Source organism: Streptomyces sulfonofaciens, from assembly GCF_014656295.1.
GTDB lineage: Bacteria > Actinomycetota > Actinomycetes > Streptomycetales > Streptomycetaceae > Streptomyces > Streptomyces sulfonofaciens.
In genome coordinates this window covers 348,155-366,882 of the sequence record NZ_BNCD01000003.1, presented here as the reverse complement: position 1 = coordinate 366,882, position 18,728 = coordinate 348,155, and the positions used below count along the sequence as shown (strand labels likewise).

Below are 18,728 nucleotides of genomic sequence, written 5' to 3'. Positions count from 1 at the left end.
ACCGCGACCGCCACCGGCGGACTGCGGACCAGGCCCCCGGTCCCCGGGCGCCGTGCGGTGTCCGGGTGCCATCCGGTCCCGGACACCGCACGAGAACCCGGTGCGCCACTGCCGCTACCTCGCCGAGGGCGCCGTCCCCTCCGTCGCCGAAGGCGCCCCGCCGTCCGTCGCCGAAGGCGCCCCTCCCTCCGTCGCCGAGGGCGCCCCTCCCTCCGTCGCCGAGGGCGCCCCTCCCTCCGTCGCCGAAGGCGCCGCTCCCTCCGTCGCCGAAGGCTCCTCGGAACTGCGCCGCACCCAGGCGAGCAGTTCCCCGACGATCCCGGCGCCGCGCAGCGAGAGGACCGACTCCGGGTGGAACTGCACACCGGCGAAGCCCGGTCCGCGCAGCGCATGCACCTCCCCACTGCCCGCCGCCCGGCTGACCTCCACTCCGCGGGCGGCCAGCTCGGCGGCCCGCGCGTCATCGCAGTGCGCCGCGAAACTGCTGTAGAAGCCGACCGTCTCGCTCCGCCCGAAGACGTCGACGGCGCACTGCGCCCCCTGGTGCGGCACCTCCTTGCGGACGATGTCGAGCCCCAGCTCGGCCGCCAGCAGCTCATGCCCGAGGCACACGCCGAGCACCCCGTGCCGGTGCGAACGCAGCGCCGCGCCGGCGAGTCCCCGCAGCAGCCGCATCCTCGGGTCGGACCCGCCCGCGGGGTCCCCCGGCCCCGGACCCAGTACCAGGGGCCCGTCGTGCGCCGCCACCGCGGCCCGCAGCCCGGGCTCGTCGAAGCGCCGCACCGTCACCCTGAGACCGGACGAGCGCAGCACGTGCGCCAGCATCGCCGTGAAGGTGTCCTCGCCGTCGACCACCAGCGCGTGCCCGGGCGGCCCGCCCGCCGGCGCCACCCGCTCCTGCATCCGCAGCCAGAACGGGGCGAGCGAGGCCCGCCGCGCGTCGAGCGCGGCCCGCACCCGGGGGGCGTCGGCCAGCCGCGGCCGCGATCCCTCCCGGCGCGGGCGGGCCGGGCCCACGCCGAGCGCGGCCAGCACCCCGGCCGCCTTCGCACGGGTCTCGGCGACCTCGCCCGCCGGATCCGAGCCCCGTACGAGGGTGGCGCCCACCGGCACCCGCACCCCGCCGTCCGCGGCGATGTCGGCCGTGCGGATCAGGATGGGGGAGTCCAGCGTCCTCGCGCCGGCCGCGTCCCGGCCGATCAGCGCGAGCGCCCCCGCGTAGTAGCCGCGCCCGCCCTGCCGGCCGCGCGGCTCGTACCGCTCGATGACCCGGCAGGCGTTCTGCACCGGCGAGCCCGTGACGGTCGCCGCGAACATGGTCTCCCTGAGCACGTCCCGCACGTCCAGCGAGGAGCGCCCCCGCAACTCGTACTCGGTGTGGGCGAGATGGGCCATCTCCTTCAACCGCGGCCCCACCACCACACCGCCCATGTCGCCGACCGTGCACATCATCTTCAGTTCCTCGTCGACGACCATCGACAGCTCCTCGATCTCCTTGCGGTCGCCGAGGAAGTCCAGCAGCCCCTCCACCGAAGGACCCTGGGCGGGGTAGCGGTAGGTCCCGCTGATCGGGTTCATCACGACCGTCCCGGCCCCCGTCCCGCCCGCCGGTCCTCCGGCGGAGGAGCCGGGCGACTCGCGCTCGTCCCCGCCGCCGGACATCCGCACGTGCACCTCCGGGCTGGCCCCGACCAGCGTCCGGGCGCCGGTGTGCACCACGAAGGTCCAGTACGCGCCGCGCTCGCCGACCAGCAGGCGGCGGAAGAGCGCGAGCGCGTCGGCGGCGCAGAAGCCCTCGATCCGGCCCCGGAAGTCGCGCCGGATCACGAAGTTGGCACCCTCGCCGACCCCGATCTCGTCCCGCACCACCCGCTCCACGATCGCGGCGTACGCCCCGTCGTCCACGTCGAAGCCGCCGTCCGCCACCCGCACCTCGTGTCCGGGCAGCGCGTCCAGGACGGCGTCGAGCGGCAGCCGGTGCACCTCGTGCGGGACCAGCAGCGCCAGCGGGGTGCCGTCGTCGTGCACGTCGAAGCCGCGCTCCCTGATCTGCCGGAACGGCACCAGTGCCAGCACGTCGTGCACGGCCCGGCCCCCGCCCGGTGCGCCGGAGGGCAACGGGATGTCCGCGAGGCGCGCCACCTCCGTGACCGGACCGAGCAGCACCTCCACCGTGTCGGGGTGGTGACCCGGTGTGCTGCGGCGCAAGAGGGCGAAGGGGGGCGCGTCCGGTGCCAGGAGGCGCTGAACGAGATCGAATGCTTCAAGACGTCCGGCGGCGGCACGGTGCGTACCGCGCGGGCGGGGTGCGTGGCGCATGGCGGGTGGTTCCTTCCGAAACGGGGGAGGAACGGTCCGCGGAAACACCGAAGGCCGCCCCTCGGGCGGCCTCTGCGGTGTTGCGGTGCGCGCAGTGTCAGTGGGCCGCCGGGTGAGCGGTCCACCACCAGTCCATGGTCGGCTGCGCGAACATGGCCGCGACTGTACACGAGACCCGCCGTGCCGCCCCTGTGCCCGTCACCGCCGCGCACCCGCGCTTGCATCTGCACGGGTGCCGGCGCCGGCACCGGTACGGACACAGGCGCCCGTACCGTGCGTAGGGCATTCGTCACGAAGCGGTACGAGTCGCCGGAGGCGGTCGTCTCATCTCTTGGTCTGCGGGACTTGGGAGGCGTAAGGAACCCGTAACCTGGGCCCGTGACCGTGAACGCTGAAACCCAGGCCGGTGGAAACACCTGGCAGAACCTGCCCGCGGCGCAGCAGCCCGAGTACCCCGATCAAGAGGCTCTGCGCTCGGTGATCGAAGAACTCGCGTCGTATCCACCGCTCGTCTTCGCGGGCGAGTGCGACCTGCTGCGCTCCCGGCTGGGTGCCGTCGCCAAGGGCGAGGCGTTCCTGCTCCAGGGCGGCGACTGCGCGGAGGCGTTCGACGCGGTCTCCGCCGATCACATCCGCAACAAGCTGAAGACCCTGCTCCAGATGGGCGCCGTGCTGACGTACGCCGCGTCCGTGCCCGTGGTGAAGGTGGGCCGGATCGCCGGCCAGTACTCGAAGCCGCGCTCCAAGCCCACCGAGACCCGCGGCGGTGTGACCCTCCCCAGCTACCGCGGCGACTCCGTGAACGGCTTCGACTTCACCGCCGAGGCCCGGATCCCCGACCCGGAGCGGCTGAAGCGGATGTACCACGCCTCCGCCTCCACGCTGAACCTGGTCCGCGCCTTCACCACCGGCGGCTACGCCGACCTGCGGCAGGTGCACGCCTGGAACCAGGACTTCGTGAAGTCCTCCCCCTCCGGCCAGCGGTACGAGCAACTGGCCCGCGAGATCGACAACGCCCTGCACTTCATGCACGCGTGCGGCGCCGATCCCGAGGAGTTCAAGACGGTGGAGTTCTACGCCTCGCACGAGGCGTTGCTGCTCGACTACGAGTCAGCGCTGACCCGCACCGACTCCCGCACCGGCCGGCTCTACGACACCTCCGGCCACTTCGTGTGGGTCGGCGAGCGCACCCGGCAGCTCGATGGCGCGCACATCGAGTTCGCCTCGCAGATCCGCAACCCGCTGGGCGTCAAGCTGGGCCCGAGCACCACGGCCGCCGAGGCGCTGGAGTACGTCGAGCGCCTCGACCCCGACCAGGAGCCCGGCCGGCTCACCTTCATCGTCCGCATGGGCGCCGACAAGGTCCGCGACAAGCTCCCCGAACTCGTGGAGAAGGTCACCGCCTCCGGTGCCACGGTCGGCTGGATCACCGACCCCATGCACGGCAACACCTTCGAGGCGGCTTCCGGCCACAAGACCCGCCGGTTCGACGATGTGCTCGACGAGGTCAAGGGCTTCTTCGAGGTGCACAAGGAACTCGGCACCCACCCCGGCGGCATCCACGTCGAGCTGACCGGCGACGACGTCACCGAGTGCGTCGGCGGCGGCGACGAGATCTTCGTCGACGACCTCCACCAGCGCTACGAGACCGCGTGCGACCCGCGCCTCAACCGCAGCCAGTCGCTCGACCTGGCGTTCCTGGTGGCGGAGATGTACCGCGACCAGTAGACAGCCACCCCCCGCGCCCCACCGGACAGCCCAGCCCCCACCGGCGATCAGCCGGCCTCGGACCGCGGGCGGCTGGGCCTGGTCAGGGGCGCGGGGAACCGCGTGACCCCCCCCGCCGGGGAGCCGCGCGCCCCCGGAGGGGGCGGCAGGCCCGGCGACCGCGGGGGGCCGGCCCCCCGCGGCGGCAGGCCGCACACACCCTCGTGACCGCCCACCCGGCCCCCGTCCCGGCGGAGCCGCCGGAAGCCTGCGACTCGCGAGCCCCGCGAGCCCGGTGAGTCCCGCGAGCCCGGTGAGTCCCGCCTGTCCCGGGAACCCGCGAGTCCCGGGAGCCCCGCGAGCGGTACGGGGCCCGCGAGGGGCTCCAGGGACCCGCAAGCCCCGGGGGCCCCTCGCGGCCCCGGCGGCCGACCGGCCGAATGATCGCTCTGTCCGGTCTGTCAGGATGGAAGCATGGGTCATCCGGTGGGTCGCGCATCCCGGCATGCGGCACAGCCGTACACGGCGCACCCGGAGCTCCCCCCGGGACAGCGCCTGCAACGGGGCTGGCCGGTCACGCACTACGGCCCCGTACCGAAGTTCCGTCCCGAGCGGTGGGAGTTCCGGGTCTTCGGCATCACCGCCGACGGCGGCACCCGCGGCTGGACGCACGAGCAGTTCACCGCACTGCCGTACACCACGGTCACGGCCGATCTGCACTGTGTGACCAAGTTCAGCATGCTCGGCGTGGAATGGGGCGGGGTGCCCGCGGCCACCGTCCTGGAGCTGGCCCCGCCCGCCCCCGCCGTCACCCATGTCATGGTCTGGGCCGAGTACGGCTTCAGCTCGAACCTACGGCTTGCCGACTTCGCCTCCGAGCACGCGATCTTCGCCACCCACAAGGACGGCGAACCGCTCACCGCGGAGCACGGCTTCCCGCTCCGGTTGGTGGTGCCGCACCTGTACGCCTGGAAGGGCCCCAAATGGGTGCGGGGCATCGAGTACATGACCGCCGACCGCCGCGGCTTCTGGGAGGAGCGCGGCTACCACAACATCGGCGACCCCTGGCGGGAGCAGCGGTACACCTACCAGGAGGAACCGGGAGACGGGCCCGAGCTCTGAAGAGGAGCGGCCCCGAGGGGCCCCGCGAGCCCTAGGGATGGTCCCGAAGCTTCTTCAGCAGCGTCGCGTCCTGGGCGTGCTTCTCCCCGGGGCCGGGGGTCTCCAGGACCAGCGGAACGTTCTCGGTGGCCGGGTGGGTCATCAGGGCCCGGAACGCGTCCTCACCGATGTGGCCCGCGCCAATGTTCTCGTGCCGGTCCTTGTGGGCGCCGACCACATCCTTCGAGTCATTGGCATGGATCAGTTTCAGCCGTCCCTCGCCGATGGTCTCCACCAGCAGGTCGAGTGTCTGCCGGGTGCCGTTCGGGCCGGTCAGATCGTGCCCTGCGGCGAAGATGTGGCAGGTGTCCAGGCAGACGCCGAGCTTGGGATGCGCGTCCAGTGCCTCGAAGTAGGGGCCGAAGTCCCAGGTCCTGGAGCAGAGCGAGGCACCCTGGCCCGCGGTCGACTCCAGCAGGAGGTCCGGATCGTCCTCGTGGGTCAGCTCGTCGAGCAGCGGCAGCAGCCGCTCCCGCACCTGGGCGAGCGCCACGGCCCGCGGACGGCCGCCCGTCGCGGAACCGGTGTGCACCACCACCCCCCGCGCTCCGATGGCACGGCCGCGGCGCAACGAGTGGCGCAGCGACACCACCGACCGCTCCACGGTCTCGGCGGTGTGCGAGCCGAGGTTGATCAGGTACGGCGCGTGGACGTAGGCGGGGATGCCCTCGGCCGCGCAGGCCGCGCGGAACTCCTCGTCCTGGGCCGCACTGCCCGCGGGCGTGGCCCACCCGCGCGGGTTGGCGACGAAGACCTGCACGGTCTCGGCACCCATCCGGCGCGCGTACGACAGCCCCGACGACGCGAGACCGCCGGCCACCGGGACGTGCCCGCCGATCGGGTTGCGCGCCGTGCGTCCCGCGTCGGGGCCTGTGGTCGTGCGCCCCGTGCCCTGGCCTGCGGTCGCGCCTCCGGCGGGACGACCGGTCGCGCGTCCGTCGACCGGGTTGCCCGCGGTACGGCCACCGGCCGGATCACCCGCCGTGCGCCCACCGCGGGGGCCGTGTGCCGATGGTGTGCCGTCCTGCGTTTCTCTCCTGCTGCTCACGTCGGACAGCGTGCCATGCCCGCCGCCCGCCGCCGCCGACGGCTCCTGCCGCTGCGGGCCCTGCCGGACCCGGAGGCCAGGGGCCGGCGGCGGCCCGCCGCGCGCTGGGCCCTAACCCACCTTCAGCGTGATCGTGCTTCCCTTGGGAGCCTTGTCGCCGCCGTCCACCGACTGCTCCTTGACCTCGTCGCCGAAGTCGAGGAAGCCGCGGTCGACGTGCACCTCGAAGCCGGCGTCCGTCAGGGCCTTCTCGGCGTCGTCCACGTCCTTGCCGACGACGTCGGGGACCTTCACCGGCACCGGGCCCTTGGAGACGGTCAGGGTGACCACGTCGCCCTTCGCGGCCTGGGCGTCCTCGGCGGGCGACTGGCCGGCGACGGTCCCGGTGTCGAAGGAGGAGTTCACCCGGTGCGGGGAGACCTGCACCCGCAGGCCCGCGTCGCGCAGGTCGGCGGTCGCCTGCGCGACGGACTCGCCGCCGACGTCGGGGACGTCGACCGGCCTGCCCTTGCTGACCGTGAGCGCCACGGCGGTGCCGGCCCTGTGCGGGATCCCGGCCGGCGGGTCCGTACGGATCACGGCCCCCGGCGCGACCTCGTCGCTGAACGCCCTGGTGACCATGCCCGGCGCCAGTCCCGCGGTCCTCAGCCGCGCCCGTGCCGCGGTCAGCGGCACGTCCTGGAGGTCGGGCACCTTGACCGTCCGCGGGCCGAGCGAGATGGTCAGGCCGACCTCGTCATGGCTGCGGATCCGGGTGCCGGCCGCCGGATCGCTGGAGATGACGGTGCCCCGCTCGTCGGTGTCGCTGTACCGGTGCCTGATGCCCCCGGTGTCGAGGCCGGCGTCGGCGAGCCGCTGGCGCGCCTGGGTCTCGGTCTTCGCCAGCAGCGGCGGCACCTTGGTGAACTGCCCGGAGTTGACGTACCAGACACCCACGCCCAGGCCCAGCGCCACGAGCACGGCGACGACCACCGCCAGCGTCCCCCGCCGCGGCCGGCTGCCGCGGCGCCCCGGCGCAGGCGGGGCCTCCAGCCTGGTGGTGTGCAGCACGGGTCCGCCGTCCGCGGGCTCGTCGCCCGCCGCGGGCCGGCCGCCGGCGCCGCCCTGCGCCCGGGTGGCCGCGAGGGCCGCCGCGGCGCGGGGGATGACGCTGGTGCGGTCCTCGGCGTTGTCGTGGCCGGCGGCGCGGGCGCCGGGCGGCAGCGCGTCCAACTGCTCGTCGGTGAGTGCCTGCCTGGCCAGCCTGGTGTCGCCGAGCAGTGCGACCGCGTCCTGCGGGCGGGTCTCACGCGCGCGGGCGGTGGCGGCGGCGACCAGTTCGTCCAGCTCGGCGGCCAGGCCGGGGACGGCCGCCGAAGGACGCGGCACGTCGGAGTTCAGGTGCTGGTAGAGGACCTGGGCGGGGGAGTCGCCCGAGTGCGGCTTGGCGCCGGTCAGCATCTCGTACAGCACCACACCGCACGCGTAGACGTCGACGCGGGGATCCGCCGTGCCGTGCTCGATCTGTTCGGGGGCGAGGTACGAGACGGTGCCGAGGACGGCGCCCGTGGTGCTCGTGACCGTGTTCACCGCGCGGACGAGACCGAAGTCCGCGACCTTCACACGGCCGTCGTCCCCTATGAGGACGTTCTCCGGCTTCATGTCGCGGTGCACGAACCCGGCCCGGTGCGCGGCGCCCAGCGCGGCCAGCACCGGCTCCAGGATGTCCAGCGCGGCCCTGGGCCGCAGCGCGCCCCGCTCGCGCAGCACGTCGCGCAGCGTGCATCCGGCGACGTACTCCATCGCCAGGTACACGTACGCGCCGTCGGCGCCCTGGTCGAAGACCCCCACCACATTCGGGTGGGCGAGCCGGGCGACCGACTTGGCCTCGCGGATGAAGCGCTCGACGAAGGAGGCGTCGGCGGCGAGCGCCGGATGCATCACCTTGAGCGCGACCACCCGGTCGAGGCGGGTGTCCACGGCCCGGTAGACGGTGGCCATCCCGCCGACCGCGATGAGGGCGTCGATGCGGTACCGGTCGTCGAGGACCTGCCCGATCAGCGGGTCCGAGAGGGTCGTGTCCACAAAGGGGAGTCTACGAGCCGCCACTGACGGCCCCGACCACCCGGACGCAGCCGGAGCGGGACTGCAGCCGACCTGTGACCGCCCCGGTGGGTCCTGCCGCCCGGGCCTTGCCGCCGACCTGTGACCGCCCCGGTCGGTCCTGCCGCCCGCGCCCTGCCGCCGAACCCGTCAGGGGCGGGGCGTGCCCGGGCAGGGCCGTACGGCGCGGTCACGGGTCTGCCGCCCGGTCGCGCCTGGCGCCGTGCCGCCGGCCGCTCAGAAGGCAGGCCGCTCCGGGTCCAGCCGCGCCAGGCCCTGCGCCGGGGACGACGCCTCGGCGAAGTGGCGCCGGGGGATGCGGCCGGCGCGGTACGCGAGCCGTCCCGCGGCCACCGCGCACCGCATCGCCTCCGCCATCAGGACCGGTTCCTGCGCGCGGGTGACCGCCGAAGCCAGCATCACCCCCGCGCACCCCAGCTCCATCGCGAGCGCCGCATCGGAGGCCGTGCCCGCGCCGGCGTCGAGGACGACCGGCACACGCGCGTGCTCCACGATCAGTTGGAAGTTGTGCGGGTTGCGGATGCCGAGGCCGGAGCCGATGGGCGAGCCCAGGGGCATCACCGCCGCGCAGCCCACGTCCTCCAGCTTCCTGGCCAGCACCGGGTCGTCGTTCGTGTACGGCAGGACCGTGAAACCGTCGTCCACCAGGGTCTCCGCCGCGTCCAGGAGCTCGACTGGATCGGGCAGCAGGGTGCGCTCGTCCGCGATGACCTCCAGCTTGATCAGGTCGGTGCCGAGCGCCTCACGCGCCAGCCGGGCGGTGAGCACCGCCTCACCCGCGGTGAAGCAGCCCGCCGTGTTCGGCAGCACCCGGATGCCGAGCCGGTCGAGGACGGACAGCACCGAGCCCTGCACACCGGGGTCGAGGCGGCGCATCGCGACCGTCGTCAGCTCCGTGCCCGAGGCGGCGAGCGATCGTTCGAGCACGTCGAGACTGGGCGCGCCGCCGGTGCCCATGATGAGGCGGGAGGAGAACGTCAGACCGCCCAGTGCGAACGCGTCGTCTGCCATGTGTGTCAGCCTCCCTGGACGGCGGTCAGGACTTCGACGCGGTCCCCGTCCCGCAGTGCCGTGCGGGGCCACTGCGCGCGCGGGACGACGGTCTCGTTGACGGCCGCGGCGACACCGGAGGGCGCCGCGGTGAGACGGGCGACGAGCGTGTCGAGCGTGGTCCCCCGGGGCACGCCCTGGGGCCTGCCGTTGACGGACACCGACACGGAAGCGGTCGTACCGGTCATGTCCGCTGCTCCGTCCGCGCCGTGCCGGCCGGCCGCGACGGCGCTTCCTCCGGCACCTCCCCGCGCCCTGGGAGCGGGGGACGCCCCGTCCGCCCTGCCGCCTCCGTACGCGCCCCGTGCAGGGGTCCGGCCGGTCGCTCCTCGGGCGCGCGCCGCACGGTCGCGTCGAAGCGGCGCGGGGTGAAGGCGCGTGCCTCCTCCGGAAGCTCGCCGGTGGTCAGGACGTGCGCCATGGCGTCTCCGGTCACCGGGGTCAGCAGCACGCCGTTGCGGTGGTGTCCGGTGGCCAGCAGCAGCCCCGGGAGCGCGGTCGGGCCGAGCAGGGGCGCGTTGTCCGGTGAACCGGGGCGCAGTCCCGCGCAGGTCTCGGTGAGCGGCAGCTCGGTGATGCCGGGCACCAGCTCGTGGGCATCGCGCAGCAGCTCGTACACGCCCCCAGCGGTCACCGTGGTGTCCCAGCCGAGTTCCTCGCTGGTGGCGCCCACCACGAGTTCGCCGCTCAGCCGCGGCACCAGGTAGACGTGGTTGCCCCGCACCACCGCGCGCACCGTACGGTTCAGGAACGGCGCGTGGGACGGCGGCACGGTCAGCCGCAGCACCTGCCCCTTCACGGGCCGCACCGGTGGCAGCACCGCCTCGGGAACGCCCGCCAGGCGCCCGCTGAGGCTGCCGCCCGCCAGCACCACCTGCCCGGCGGCGACGTGCGTGCCGTCCTCCAGGACGACGCCCGCGGCCCGGTCCCGCACCACCGACAGGCGCGCGGCCCACTGCCGGTGGAAGGACACCCCGGCACGCTCGCAGGCCGTCAGGAGGGCGGCGGAGAGTCTGCGCGGGTCGACCTGGTGGTCGCCGTCCACCCGCAGTCCGCCGCGCACCCCCGGCGCGAGCATCGGTTCGAGGCGGCGGCACTCACGGCCCGTCAGCCACTGCGAGTCCAGGCCCAGGCGCTGCTGGAAGGCGTGCAGCTCGCGCAGGTGCGCGCGGTCGTCGGCGTCCAGCGCGACGGCGAGCGTGCCGCACCGCCGGTAGCCGAGGTCCTGGCCCCCGCAGGCCCCGGCCAGCTCCTCGGCGAAGTCGGGGTAGCGCCGCGCGGAGGCCAGGTTCAGTCCGAGCAGTGTCTGCTCGCCGTAGTGCAGCTCGGTGACCGCGGCCAGCATCCCCGCCGCCACCTGGGCCGCGCCCCCGCCCGGCGCCGGGTCGACGACCGCGGTGCGCATGCCGCGCTGGGCCGCCCGCCAGGCCGTCACCAGGCCGATCACACCGCCGCCGACGACGAGCACGTCCGCGGTGCGGGACGTGCCCGCCTGCCGCGCGCGCGGTGCGCCGCCGGGCACGTCTTCTCGGGGGCGTGGTCCGCCCGTGGGGCGCGGACTACCCGCATGATGGGGTCGCATGGGTGTCAGGACCCTCCCTTCGCCGGCATGACCCGGATCAGGTTCGTACGGTCGGAGGCCGCCGCAGCCTCCCTCTCAGCCCGGTGCGCCCGGGCTCCCGCGAGTTCTTTTCCGTTGTCCACCCTAGCTCGTCATCGTGCGGCCCAGTAGGGGAGCCGCATCCCGGGGGCCCGCAGGAGCCTTTGCGACAGGAACGGCTGACTGACGCAAAGTCACGTGTCTAAGGTGATCGGGTGAGCGAGCAGACGGAGCCGGAGAGCCGGCCACAGCAGCCGCAGGCGCAGCGGCGCATCGTCATCGTGGGTGCGGGCATGGCAGGGGTGCAGACCGCCGTGGCCCTGCGCGAAAAGGGCTTCGGGGGCACGATCACCCTGCTCGGATCGGAGGTGCACCCGCCGTACGACAGGCCGCCGCTGTCGAAGGCGGTGCTGCTCGGCAAGGCGGAGAGCTCCGCCTTCGACATCGACTTCGACACCCTCGGGGTCGAGCTGCGGCTCGGCCACGGGGCGAGGGGCCTGCGGCCCGCCGACCACGAGGTGGACACCGCCCTCGGGCCCGTCCCGTACGACACGGCGGTGCTCGCCACCGGTGCGGAACCCCTCCGGCTGCCGGGCGCGGAGAGCGTGCCCGGGGTGCACCTGCTGCGCACCCTGGACGACGCCGAGCGGCTGCGGCCGGTGCTCGCCGCGCGGAGCGACGTCGTGGTCGTCGGAGCGGGCTGGATCGGGGCCGAGTTCGCCACCGCGGCGCGCGAGTCGGGCTGCGCGGTGACCGTGGTCGAGGCCGGTGACCAACCGCTCGCCGGGGCGCTGCCCCGCGAGGTGGCGGCGCCCATGGCCGACTGGTACGCCGAGGCCGGGGCCCGTTTGCGCACGCGCACCCGCGTGGCGCGCGTCGAGCCGGGCGGGGTGGTGCTGGACGACGGCACCCGGCTGCCCGCCGGCGCGGTCGTCGTGGGCGTCGGCGCGCGCCCCGCCACCGGGTGGCTCGCCGGCTCCGGCATCGCGCTCGGGGCCCACCAGGAGGTGGCCGCCGACGACCGGCTGCGCACCTCGGCGCCCGACGTGTACGCGGTGGGCGACTGCGCCTCGTTCCCGTCCGCGCGCTACGGGCAGCGGCTCCTGGTGCACCACTGGGACAACGCCCTCCAGGGCCCGCGCACCGTCGCCGCCAACGTCCTCGGTCCGGCGCCCGCGGTGTACGACCCCGTGCCGTACTTCTGGTCGGAGCAGTTCGGGCGGTTCGTGCAGTACGCCGGGTACCACGGGGGCGCCGACGCCCTGGTGTGGCGCGGCGACCCCACGAGCGCCGCCTGGTCGGTCTGCTGGCTCCTCGACCACCGGCTGGTCGCCGTCCTCGCGGTGGGCCGCCCCCGCGACCTGGCACAGGGCCGCAGACTCATCGAGTCCGCCGCCCGGATGGACCCCGCCGCCCTCTCCGACCCCACCCGGCCGCTGAAATCGGCCACGGTGTGACCCGCCCCGGCGCCCACGGGGCCGCCCTCCTGCCGGTGCGGCGGGCCGTGGGCGTGCCGCACACGTGTCGTGGGCATGCCGCGGACCTCCCGCTCACCCGCCGCGGGCACGCCGGACCGGCCCCGCGACGCGCCCCGCGGGAGGCGCCCCGCTTCCGGCTGTCGGTCCAAGATGGCACGCTTGTCCCGTGACCGAGATTGACGCAAAGATCGATGCTCTCGTCCCCGCCTGGCTCACCCTCCCCGACATCGCCGAAATGCTCGGCGCGGAAGTGACGCGCGTCCGGCAACTGGTCAAGGAGGGCCAACTGATCGCGGTGCGCCGTGGTGAGAACAGGGCGTTGCACGTGCCCGCCGCCTTCATCGACGGCGACAAGGTCGTCAAGGGCCTCACCGGCACGCTGACGCTCCTGAGGGACGACGGCTTCACCGACGAAGAGATGCTGGAGTGGCTCTTCACCCCGGATCCGACCCTGCCCGGCACCCCCGCGCAGGCGCTCGGCGAGAACCGCGGCACGGAAGTGAAGCGCCGCGCCCAGGCGCTCGCCGTCTGACCGGACAAGCCGCCGGGCACCCGGGGCCGCGGCCACCCCGCGGCCCCGGGTGCCGACCCGCCCACCACCGGCCCGCCCGGTGCGCACACCGCTCCCGCCCACCGCGCCCACCGGGCACGCGCCCGCTGCCGGCCCGACACCGACCGCCGGCGCGCGCTGTTCCACCGGCGTACGCGGACGGCCGATGTGCGCCGCACACGGGCGTGCGCCGATCGCCGACGTACGCCGTCCACCGGCGTGCGCCACCCGCCCGCCAGGACGACCGACGCCACCACGACCCCCGGGGGGACCCCGCGCCATGCCCAGCCACAGCTCCAGCAGCACCCCGGCCACCGGCCCCGCGGCCGCCCCCGGCACCCCCCGTGCCCGGCTGGCCGACGCCCGGCTGTACCTCTGCACGGACGCCCGCAAGCGCCAGGGCGACCTGCCGGCCTTCCTCGACGCGGCCCTCGCGGGCGGTGTCGACATCGTGCAACTGCGCGACAAGGGCATGGAGGCCGCCGAGGAACTGGAACACCTGGAGGTCGTCGCCGACGCCTGCCGCCGGCACGGCACGCTCCTCGCGGTGAACGACCGCGCCGACGTCGCCCACGCCATCGGCTCCGACGTGCTCCACCTGGGCCAGGGCGACCTGCCCGTCACGGCCGCCCGGGCGATACTCGGCGACCGTGTCCTGATCGGCCGCTCCACCCACGCCGAGCAGGAGGCGGCGGCCGCCGCAGTCCAGGAAGGCGTCGACTACTTCTGCACGGGTCCCTGCTGGCCCACCCCGACCAAGCCCGGCCGCTACGCCCCCGGGCTCGGCCTGGTGCGCCACACCGCCGCCCTGGGCACCGACCGCCCCTGGTTCGCGATCGGCGGGATCGACCTCGCCAACCTGGACCAGGTGCTCGACGCGGGCGCCCGCAGGGTGGTCGTCGTACGGGCGATCACCGACGCGGACGACCCCGCTGCCGCCGCGGCCGAGTTCGCCGAGCGCCTGCGCGCCGTCTGACCACCGCCCGCCCGCCGGGGCCCGGCCCAGCGCCTCCGGCGCCCCGTGGCCGCGCGGCCCGTGCCTGAACCCGCACGGCCCTGGAACCTCACACGCCCCCGGAACCCCGCACGGCCCTGGAACCCCGCACGGCCCTGGAACCCCGCACGGCCCCGGAACCCCACACGGGCCCGGGAAGCCCAGACGGCCCCGCCCGGGCCACACCGGAACACCACAGGGGACGCAGCACGGATTCGGCCGGATCCGGATCGTGCACACCGGGTGACGGCCGTCCGGAACGTGGACACCGGCACGGCCGACATCCTGGCAATCAAGACAATTGCCCCTGGTCTGGTTTGGTCGCGGCCGCCACCTGGCTAACCTGCCCGTATGGCCTTCGGCACCGCATCCACCAGGACCGATCGCGCACCCACCGTGCGCGACATGCTCGCGTCCGGCACCACCACGTACTCCTTCGAGTTCTGGGCGCCGAAGACCCCGAAAGGCGAGCGGAACCTCTGGGACGCCCTGCGCCGGGTCGAGGCGGTGGCACCGAGCTTCGTCTCGGTCACCTACGGCGCCGGCGGGTCCACCCGCGCGGGCACCGTGAAGGCCACCGAGCGCATCGTGGCCGACACCACCCTCACACCGGTCGCCCACCTCACCGCCGTCAACCACTCCGTCGCCGAGCTGCGCAACATCATCGGCCAGTACGCGGACGCCGGGATCCGCAACATGCTCGCCGTCCGGGGCGACCCGCCCGGCGACCCCATGGGCGAGTGGGTGCCGCACCCGCAGGGCCTCACCTACGCCGCCGACCTGGTCCGCCTGATCAAGGAGTCCGGCGACTTCTGCGTGGGCGTCGCCGCGTTCCCCGAACTGCACCCGCGCTCGCTCGACGAGGACAGCGACATCCGGTACTTCACCGACAAGTGCCGGGCGGGCGCCGACTACGCGATCACCCAGATGTTCTTCCAACCGGAGTCGTACCTGCGGCTGCGGGACCGCGTCGCGGCGGCGGGCTGCGACACGCCCATCATCCCCGAGGTGATCCCGGTGACCAGCGTGCGGATGCTGGAGCGCCTCCCGCAGTTGAGCAACGCCGCCGTTCCCGGCGGGCTCAGGGAGCGCATCCTCGCCGCCGCGTCCGACCCCGCGGCGGTACGCTCCATCGGCATCGAGTTCGCGACGGAGTTCTGCGCGCGCCTGCTGGCGGAAGGCGTCCCAGGGCTGCACTACATCACGCTCAACAACTCCACGGCGACGCTGGAAATCCACGAGAATCTCGGCCTGCACCCGCAGCAGGCCTAGCGGCGGCCGTACCCTTGCCCGACGAGGCGTGACATCCGCACGAGAGGGGCGTACATGGGCTGGACGGTCCTCTACATCGCATTCGGTCTGGTCGCGCTCTGGCTGCTCGGCGAGGTGCTGCTGCAGTACAAGGCGCGGCTGCGCTGGCGGTTGCTCGCCTTCGTCGGCTTCCTCTGCGTGGTGATCGGTGTAGCACTGCCGTCCGTCGTGGTCATCGCCGTCGGCGCGGTGGCCTTCGCCGTCGGGCAGACGTACGTCACCCTCTCGTTCCGCCGCGGGTTCTCCACCGGCTGGGCGCTGGGCGGCAGACCGGGCGCGAGCAGGCGCCGCAAGGCGGCCCCCGGCCGCGCCGCGGGCCGCCAGGAGCCCACCCTCAAGGTGTCCGACGTGGAGTACGAGCCGACCGGGACCGCCGACGCCCCGCCGCTCCCGGACCAGCCCCCGGCGCCGACCCACGAACCGGAGCAGCCCCCGGCGCCGATCTACGAACCCGAGCCGCTGCCCGAGGACACCGGCCAGTACGGCGTCTACGGCACCGACACCGCGTACACCGGCACGGCGGGGACCGGGTACACCGCCGACGCGGACAGCGGGTACGCCGACACCGCCTACGGCTACCCGCCCACCGCGCCCGCGGACTCCGGTGCCTACGCGCCGGGGGGCTCCGGGACCCCCGCCGACGCCTACGCCTCGGCGTCCGCCGAGCACACCGGTTACGGCACCGGCGAGTACGGCTACGACGACCACGCGGGCTACGACCAGCAGTACGGCTACGACACCGGCCGGCAGGCGTACGGCGCCTACTCCGCCGACGCCTACACCGGGGCGGCGCAGGACGGCTTCCAGGGCGCCCAGGGCTACGGCACCGACCAGCACCAGCACCAGCAGCAGCACCAGCAGTACGACCCCTACGGGCAGCAGTACGCCGGGGCGTACCCCGCCCAGGACCCGTACGCGAGCGCGTCGTACGAGACGGACACACCGCCGGGCGGTGTGTGGATGCCCCAGCAGCGCGCCACGGAGGCGGCTTACGGCGGTGAGCTGCCGCCCGAGCAGCCGTACCCCTACCAGGACGGGGCGAACGGCGGCCATCCCAGCGGGGAGCACCCCCACGGCGGTTACGACCCCACCGGTTACGACGACGGCTACCACGACCAGCAGTACCGGTACTGACGAGCGCGGTACCCGTGCCGACGGGCGCGGTACGGGGTACCGAGGGGCGCGGCACCGGCGCGCACGGGCGCGCCGCCGGTAGCCGGGCAGCCGGTGAGCCGGCACCGGGCGACCGGCGTGGTGAGGCGCGACTGCCGGCGCCCAGGTCCGCCGTGGCCGTGGCGCCCAGGTCCGCCTGTGGCCGCCGCTGGTGCCGTTACTGCGAGCCGCGGAACCCGGGACCCTCCACGATCAGTCCGGCGACCAGTGCACCGGACATCCCCGCATGAGGCAGGCCGCCGCCCGGGTGGGACCAGCCGCCCACGGTGAACAGTCCCGGCAGGCGAGTGGCGTTCGACGGGTGCAGCAGCCGGCCGCCGCCCGCGGCCAGGGCGGGCGGCGGAACCGCACCGCCCTCCGCGCCGGTCGCCTCGGCGACATGGGCCGGGGTGCGCACCTCGTGCCACAGGAGGCGCTCGCGCAGGCCCTCCACCGCACGCTCCGCGCGCGTGAGGACCCGCTCGACGTCCGCCTCGGTGACCGCGGCGCCCGCGGGCACCGTGGCCGTGGCGGTGACCGCCTCGTGCTCGGCGTCGGGCGCGGGCCCCGGGCCGGCGGGGCGCAGGACGGTGACCGTCGGTTCGGCGGGGACGCCGGGAGCGGCCGCGAAGAGCCGGTCGAGTTCCGCGCCGCGGTCGCCGGTGTGCACCACCGTGCGGTGCACGGCGTCCTTGGGGCGGGGGCCGCGCAGGGCGAGCAGCAGCGTCAGACGGCTGGGCAGGCCCGTCCTGCCGGGGACCTCGTCCGGGGTGCGGGCCGGCACGCCGCGCAGCAGCCGGTCGAGCACCCCGGGTGCCACACCCGCCACCACGAACGCGGCCTGATCCACGGTGCCGTCCGCCAGCTCGACCCCCGCCGCCCTGCCGTCCTTCTCGACGATCCCGGTCACCGCGGCACCGAAGCGGAACTCCACCCGCCGGGCCACACAGCGCTCGTGGACGGCGCTCGCCAGGGCCCGCAGCCCGCCCCGGACCGCCCAGACGCCGAACGTCTGCTCCAGGTACGGCAGGACGGCGGCGGACGCGGGGGCCGTGCGCGGATCTAGGCCGGCGGTGAGCGCGTGGTGCTCCAGGAGCGCACGCAGCCGGGCGTCGCCGCCGAGCTCCAACTCGGCGATCTCCGAGAGGGTGGCCGCCGAGCGGTCCCGGCGCAGCAGCCTGCGCCGGGTGGGCGCCGGGTAGGGCTCGCGGTCGGCGAGGACCTGCCAGTTCGGCCACAGCGGCTCTTCCAGCAGGGGGCGGCGCGTGCGGTCCCAGGCATCGCGGGCACGGTTCATGAACGCGGCCCAGCGCTCGCCCGAGCCCCGGCCCAGAGCGTGGTCCAGGGCCTCGCCGACGGCCGCGCGGGAGGCGTTCGCCAGGTGGACGCCGGTGCCGTCCGCGAAGACGTGGCGGACCGCGGGCTCCACCTGCGCCAGCTCGACACACTCCTCCAGGGGCTGCCTGCCCGTCTTGACGAACAGGTCGCGGTAGACGGCGGGGAGCGTGAGCAGGCCCGGAGCCGTGTCGAAGACGAAGCCCTCGCGCTCGACGCTGCCCAGCGCGCCGCCGTAGGTCTCCCCGCGTTCGTACACCACTACCCGGTGGCCCGCGACGGCCAGCCGGGCGGCGGCCGCCATCGCGCCCATCCCGGCGCCGATCACCGCAATCCGTGCCATGCCAGGGACCCTATCGGCCGTCTCTGACAGGCACGCGCGGGGCCGGAACCGGAAGCGCTGCCACCGGTGGCCCCCGGCCTGTCCCGCCTGTTCCCCCTCCGCCTCGCCCGTTCCGCCCTGCCGGGCCGCCCCGCGCGGCGGGTCGGGGCGCGTCCCGCCGGGTGGTGGCTAGGGGCAGGTGCCCATCCCTGAGTACGGCTACCTAGGCGCGTAGATGAGTAGCCGCGCGGATGGGGCGGGGGCACCCGCCACGGAAGAGTGGTGGCACGGAAGGGGCGCGGCTCCGGTACCGCCGACACGGGGCGGCGGAACGGCGCGGCGCCCTTGGCCGCCCCCGCCGCACGGCGGGGGAGGCCGGGCCCGTCGACCGGCGCGACCAGGGGGGGCGGGCGCCGTCCGCGGGGCCCTTGCGGGGGATGTACGGGGGGACGCCGGTCCGGCGAGGTCTCGACGGGGGACGAGACCGCACCGGACCGGCGTTTCGTTTCCCGCCGGGAAGCCGGGAAGCCGGGAAGCCGGGAAGCCGGGAAGCCGGGAAGCCGGGAAGCCGGGAAGCCGGGAAGCCGGGAAGCCGGGA

General features: G+C 74.9%; 15 protein-coding genes and 1 riboswitch. Of the genes, 7 read left to right on the top strand and 8 right to left on the bottom strand.

What is annotated here, in order from left to right; all coding sequences use genetic code 11:
- Positions 1–114 precede the first annotated feature (114 nt).
- Entirely contained in the window at positions 115–2,319 is a 2,205-nt protein-coding gene (locus IE313_RS07360) for an anthranilate synthase family protein (protein ID WP_308439146.1), read from the bottom strand.
- A gap of 97 nt (positions 2,320–2,416) precedes the next feature.
- Positions 2,417–2,473 carry a trp operon leader peptide gene (locus IE313_RS36330; protein ID WP_373316945.1) on the bottom strand — a complete coding sequence of 19 codons (57 nt, stop codon included), beginning with the start codon at positions 2,471–2,473 and terminating at the stop codon, positions 2,417–2,419.
- A gap of 224 nt (positions 2,474–2,697) precedes the next feature.
- On the opposite strand from IE313_RS36330, the gene IE313_RS07350 reads away from it, so the two are divergent.
- Together IE313_RS07350 and IE313_RS07345 are read left to right on the top strand one after the other, a co-directional pair.
- Entirely contained in the window at positions 2,698–4,047 is a 1,350-nt protein-coding gene (locus IE313_RS07350; RefSeq protein WP_189930123.1) for a class II 3-deoxy-7-phosphoheptulonate synthase, read from the top strand.
- Positions 4,048–4,500: 453 nt separating this feature from the next.
- Positions 4,501–5,148, top strand: a complete 648-nt coding sequence (locus IE313_RS07345; protein WP_189930122.1) for a sulfite oxidase-like oxidoreductase — start codon at positions 4,501–4,503, stop codon at positions 5,146–5,148.
- A 31-nt stretch (positions 5,149–5,179) separates the two neighbouring features.
- On the opposite strand, the gene IE313_RS07340 is transcribed toward IE313_RS07345, so the two are convergent.
- From IE313_RS07340 to thiO, 5 genes are all read right to left on the bottom strand, one after another.
- Entirely contained in the window at positions 5,180–6,025 is an 846-nt protein-coding gene (locus IE313_RS07340; RefSeq protein ID WP_189930278.1) for a deoxyribonuclease IV, read from the bottom strand.
- A gap of 321 nt (positions 6,026–6,346) precedes the next feature.
- Entirely contained in the window at positions 6,347–8,299 is a 1,953-nt protein-coding gene (gene pknB, locus IE313_RS07335) for a Stk1 family PASTA domain-containing Ser/Thr kinase (protein WP_189930121.1), read from the bottom strand.
- Positions 8,300–8,554: 255 nt separating this feature from the next.
- Positions 8,555–9,349 carry a thiazole synthase gene (locus IE313_RS07330; RefSeq protein WP_189930120.1) on the bottom strand — a complete coding sequence of 265 codons (795 nt, stop codon included), beginning with the start codon at positions 9,347–9,349 and terminating at the stop codon, positions 8,555–8,557.
- A 5-nt stretch (positions 9,350–9,354) separates the two neighbouring features.
- Positions 9,355–9,576, bottom strand: a complete 222-nt coding sequence (gene thiS, locus IE313_RS07325) for a sulfur carrier protein ThiS (RefSeq protein WP_189930119.1) — start codon at positions 9,574–9,576, stop codon at positions 9,355–9,357.
- Positions 9,573–10,910, bottom strand: a complete 1,338-nt coding sequence (gene thiO, locus IE313_RS07320) for a glycine oxidase ThiO (RefSeq protein ID WP_229924442.1) — start codon at positions 10,908–10,910, stop codon at positions 9,573–9,575. The genes thiS and thiO overlap by 4 nt, the downstream gene beginning before the upstream one ends.
- Before the next feature lie 57 nt (positions 10,911–10,967).
- Positions 10,968–11,081, bottom strand: a riboswitch (TPP riboswitch).
- Between the two features lie 122 nt (positions 11,082–11,203).
- Between thiO and IE313_RS07315 the strand changes: the two genes are divergently transcribed.
- The 5 genes from IE313_RS07315 to IE313_RS07295 all read left to right on the top strand — a co-directional run bounded on the left by IE313_RS07315 (position 11,204) and on the right by IE313_RS07295 (position 16,455).
- Positions 11,204–12,445 carry an NAD(P)/FAD-dependent oxidoreductase gene (locus tag IE313_RS07315; RefSeq protein ID WP_373316933.1) on the top strand — a complete coding sequence of 414 codons (1,242 nt, stop codon included), beginning with the start codon at positions 11,204–11,206 and terminating at the stop codon, positions 12,443–12,445.
- 187 nt (positions 12,446–12,632) lie between these two features.
- Complete coding sequence (locus tag IE313_RS07310; protein WP_189930117.1) at positions 12,633–12,998, top strand: Rv2175c family DNA-binding protein; 366 nt, start codon at positions 12,633–12,635, stop codon at positions 12,996–12,998.
- Between the two features lie 298 nt (positions 12,999–13,296).
- A complete protein-coding gene (gene thiE / locus IE313_RS07305; RefSeq protein WP_189930116.1) occupies positions 13,297–13,992 on the top strand; it encodes a thiamine phosphate synthase in 696 nt (231 codons plus the stop codon).
- A 369-nt stretch (positions 13,993–14,361) separates the two neighbouring features.
- On the top strand, positions 14,362–15,282 hold the full coding sequence (metF, locus tag IE313_RS07300) for a methylenetetrahydrofolate reductase [NAD(P)H] (RefSeq protein WP_189930115.1): 921 nt from the start codon (positions 14,362–14,364) through the stop codon (positions 15,280–15,282).
- A 54-nt stretch (positions 15,283–15,336) separates the two neighbouring features.
- Positions 15,337–16,455, top strand: a complete 1,119-nt coding sequence (locus tag IE313_RS07295; protein WP_189930114.1) for a hypothetical protein — start codon at positions 15,337–15,339, stop codon at positions 16,453–16,455.
- Positions 16,456–16,651: 196 nt separating this feature from the next.
- On the opposite strand, the gene IE313_RS07290 is transcribed toward IE313_RS07295, so the two are convergent.
- Positions 16,652–18,151, bottom strand: a complete 1,500-nt coding sequence (locus tag IE313_RS07290; RefSeq protein WP_189930113.1) for a phytoene desaturase family protein — start codon at positions 18,149–18,151, stop codon at positions 16,652–16,654.
- Between the last annotated feature and the right edge of the window lie 577 nt (positions 18,152–18,728).

What these genes read in the sequence shown, in the direction of transcription:
- IE313_RS07295 (WP_189930114.1), top strand. Translation starts at nt 15,337, where the DNA reads ATGGGCTGGACGGTCCTCTACATCGCATTCGGTCTGGTCGCGCTCTGG.
- IE313_RS07330 (WP_189930120.1), bottom strand. Translation starts at nt 9,349, where the DNA reads ATGGCAGACGACGCGTTCGCACTGGGCGGTCTGACGTTCTCCTCCCGC.
- thiS (WP_189930119.1), bottom strand. Translation starts at nt 9,576, where the DNA reads ATGACCGGTACGACCGCTTCCGTGTCGGTGTCCGTCAACGGCAGGCCC.
- IE313_RS07360 (WP_308439146.1), bottom strand. Translation starts at nt 2,319, where the DNA reads ATGCGCCACGCACCCCGCCCGCGCGGTACGCACCGTGCCGCCGCCGGA.
- metF (WP_189930115.1), top strand. Translation starts at nt 14,362, where the DNA reads ATGGCCTTCGGCACCGCATCCACCAGGACCGATCGCGCACCCACCGTG.
- IE313_RS07345 (WP_189930122.1), top strand. Translation starts at nt 4,501, where the DNA reads ATGGGTCATCCGGTGGGTCGCGCATCCCGGCATGCGGCACAGCCGTAC.
- thiE (WP_189930116.1), top strand. Translation starts at nt 13,297, where the DNA reads ATGCCCAGCCACAGCTCCAGCAGCACCCCGGCCACCGGCCCCGCGGCC.
- IE313_RS07290 (WP_189930113.1), bottom strand. Translation starts at nt 18,151, where the DNA reads ATGGCACGGATTGCGGTGATCGGCGCCGGGATGGGCGCGATGGCGGCC.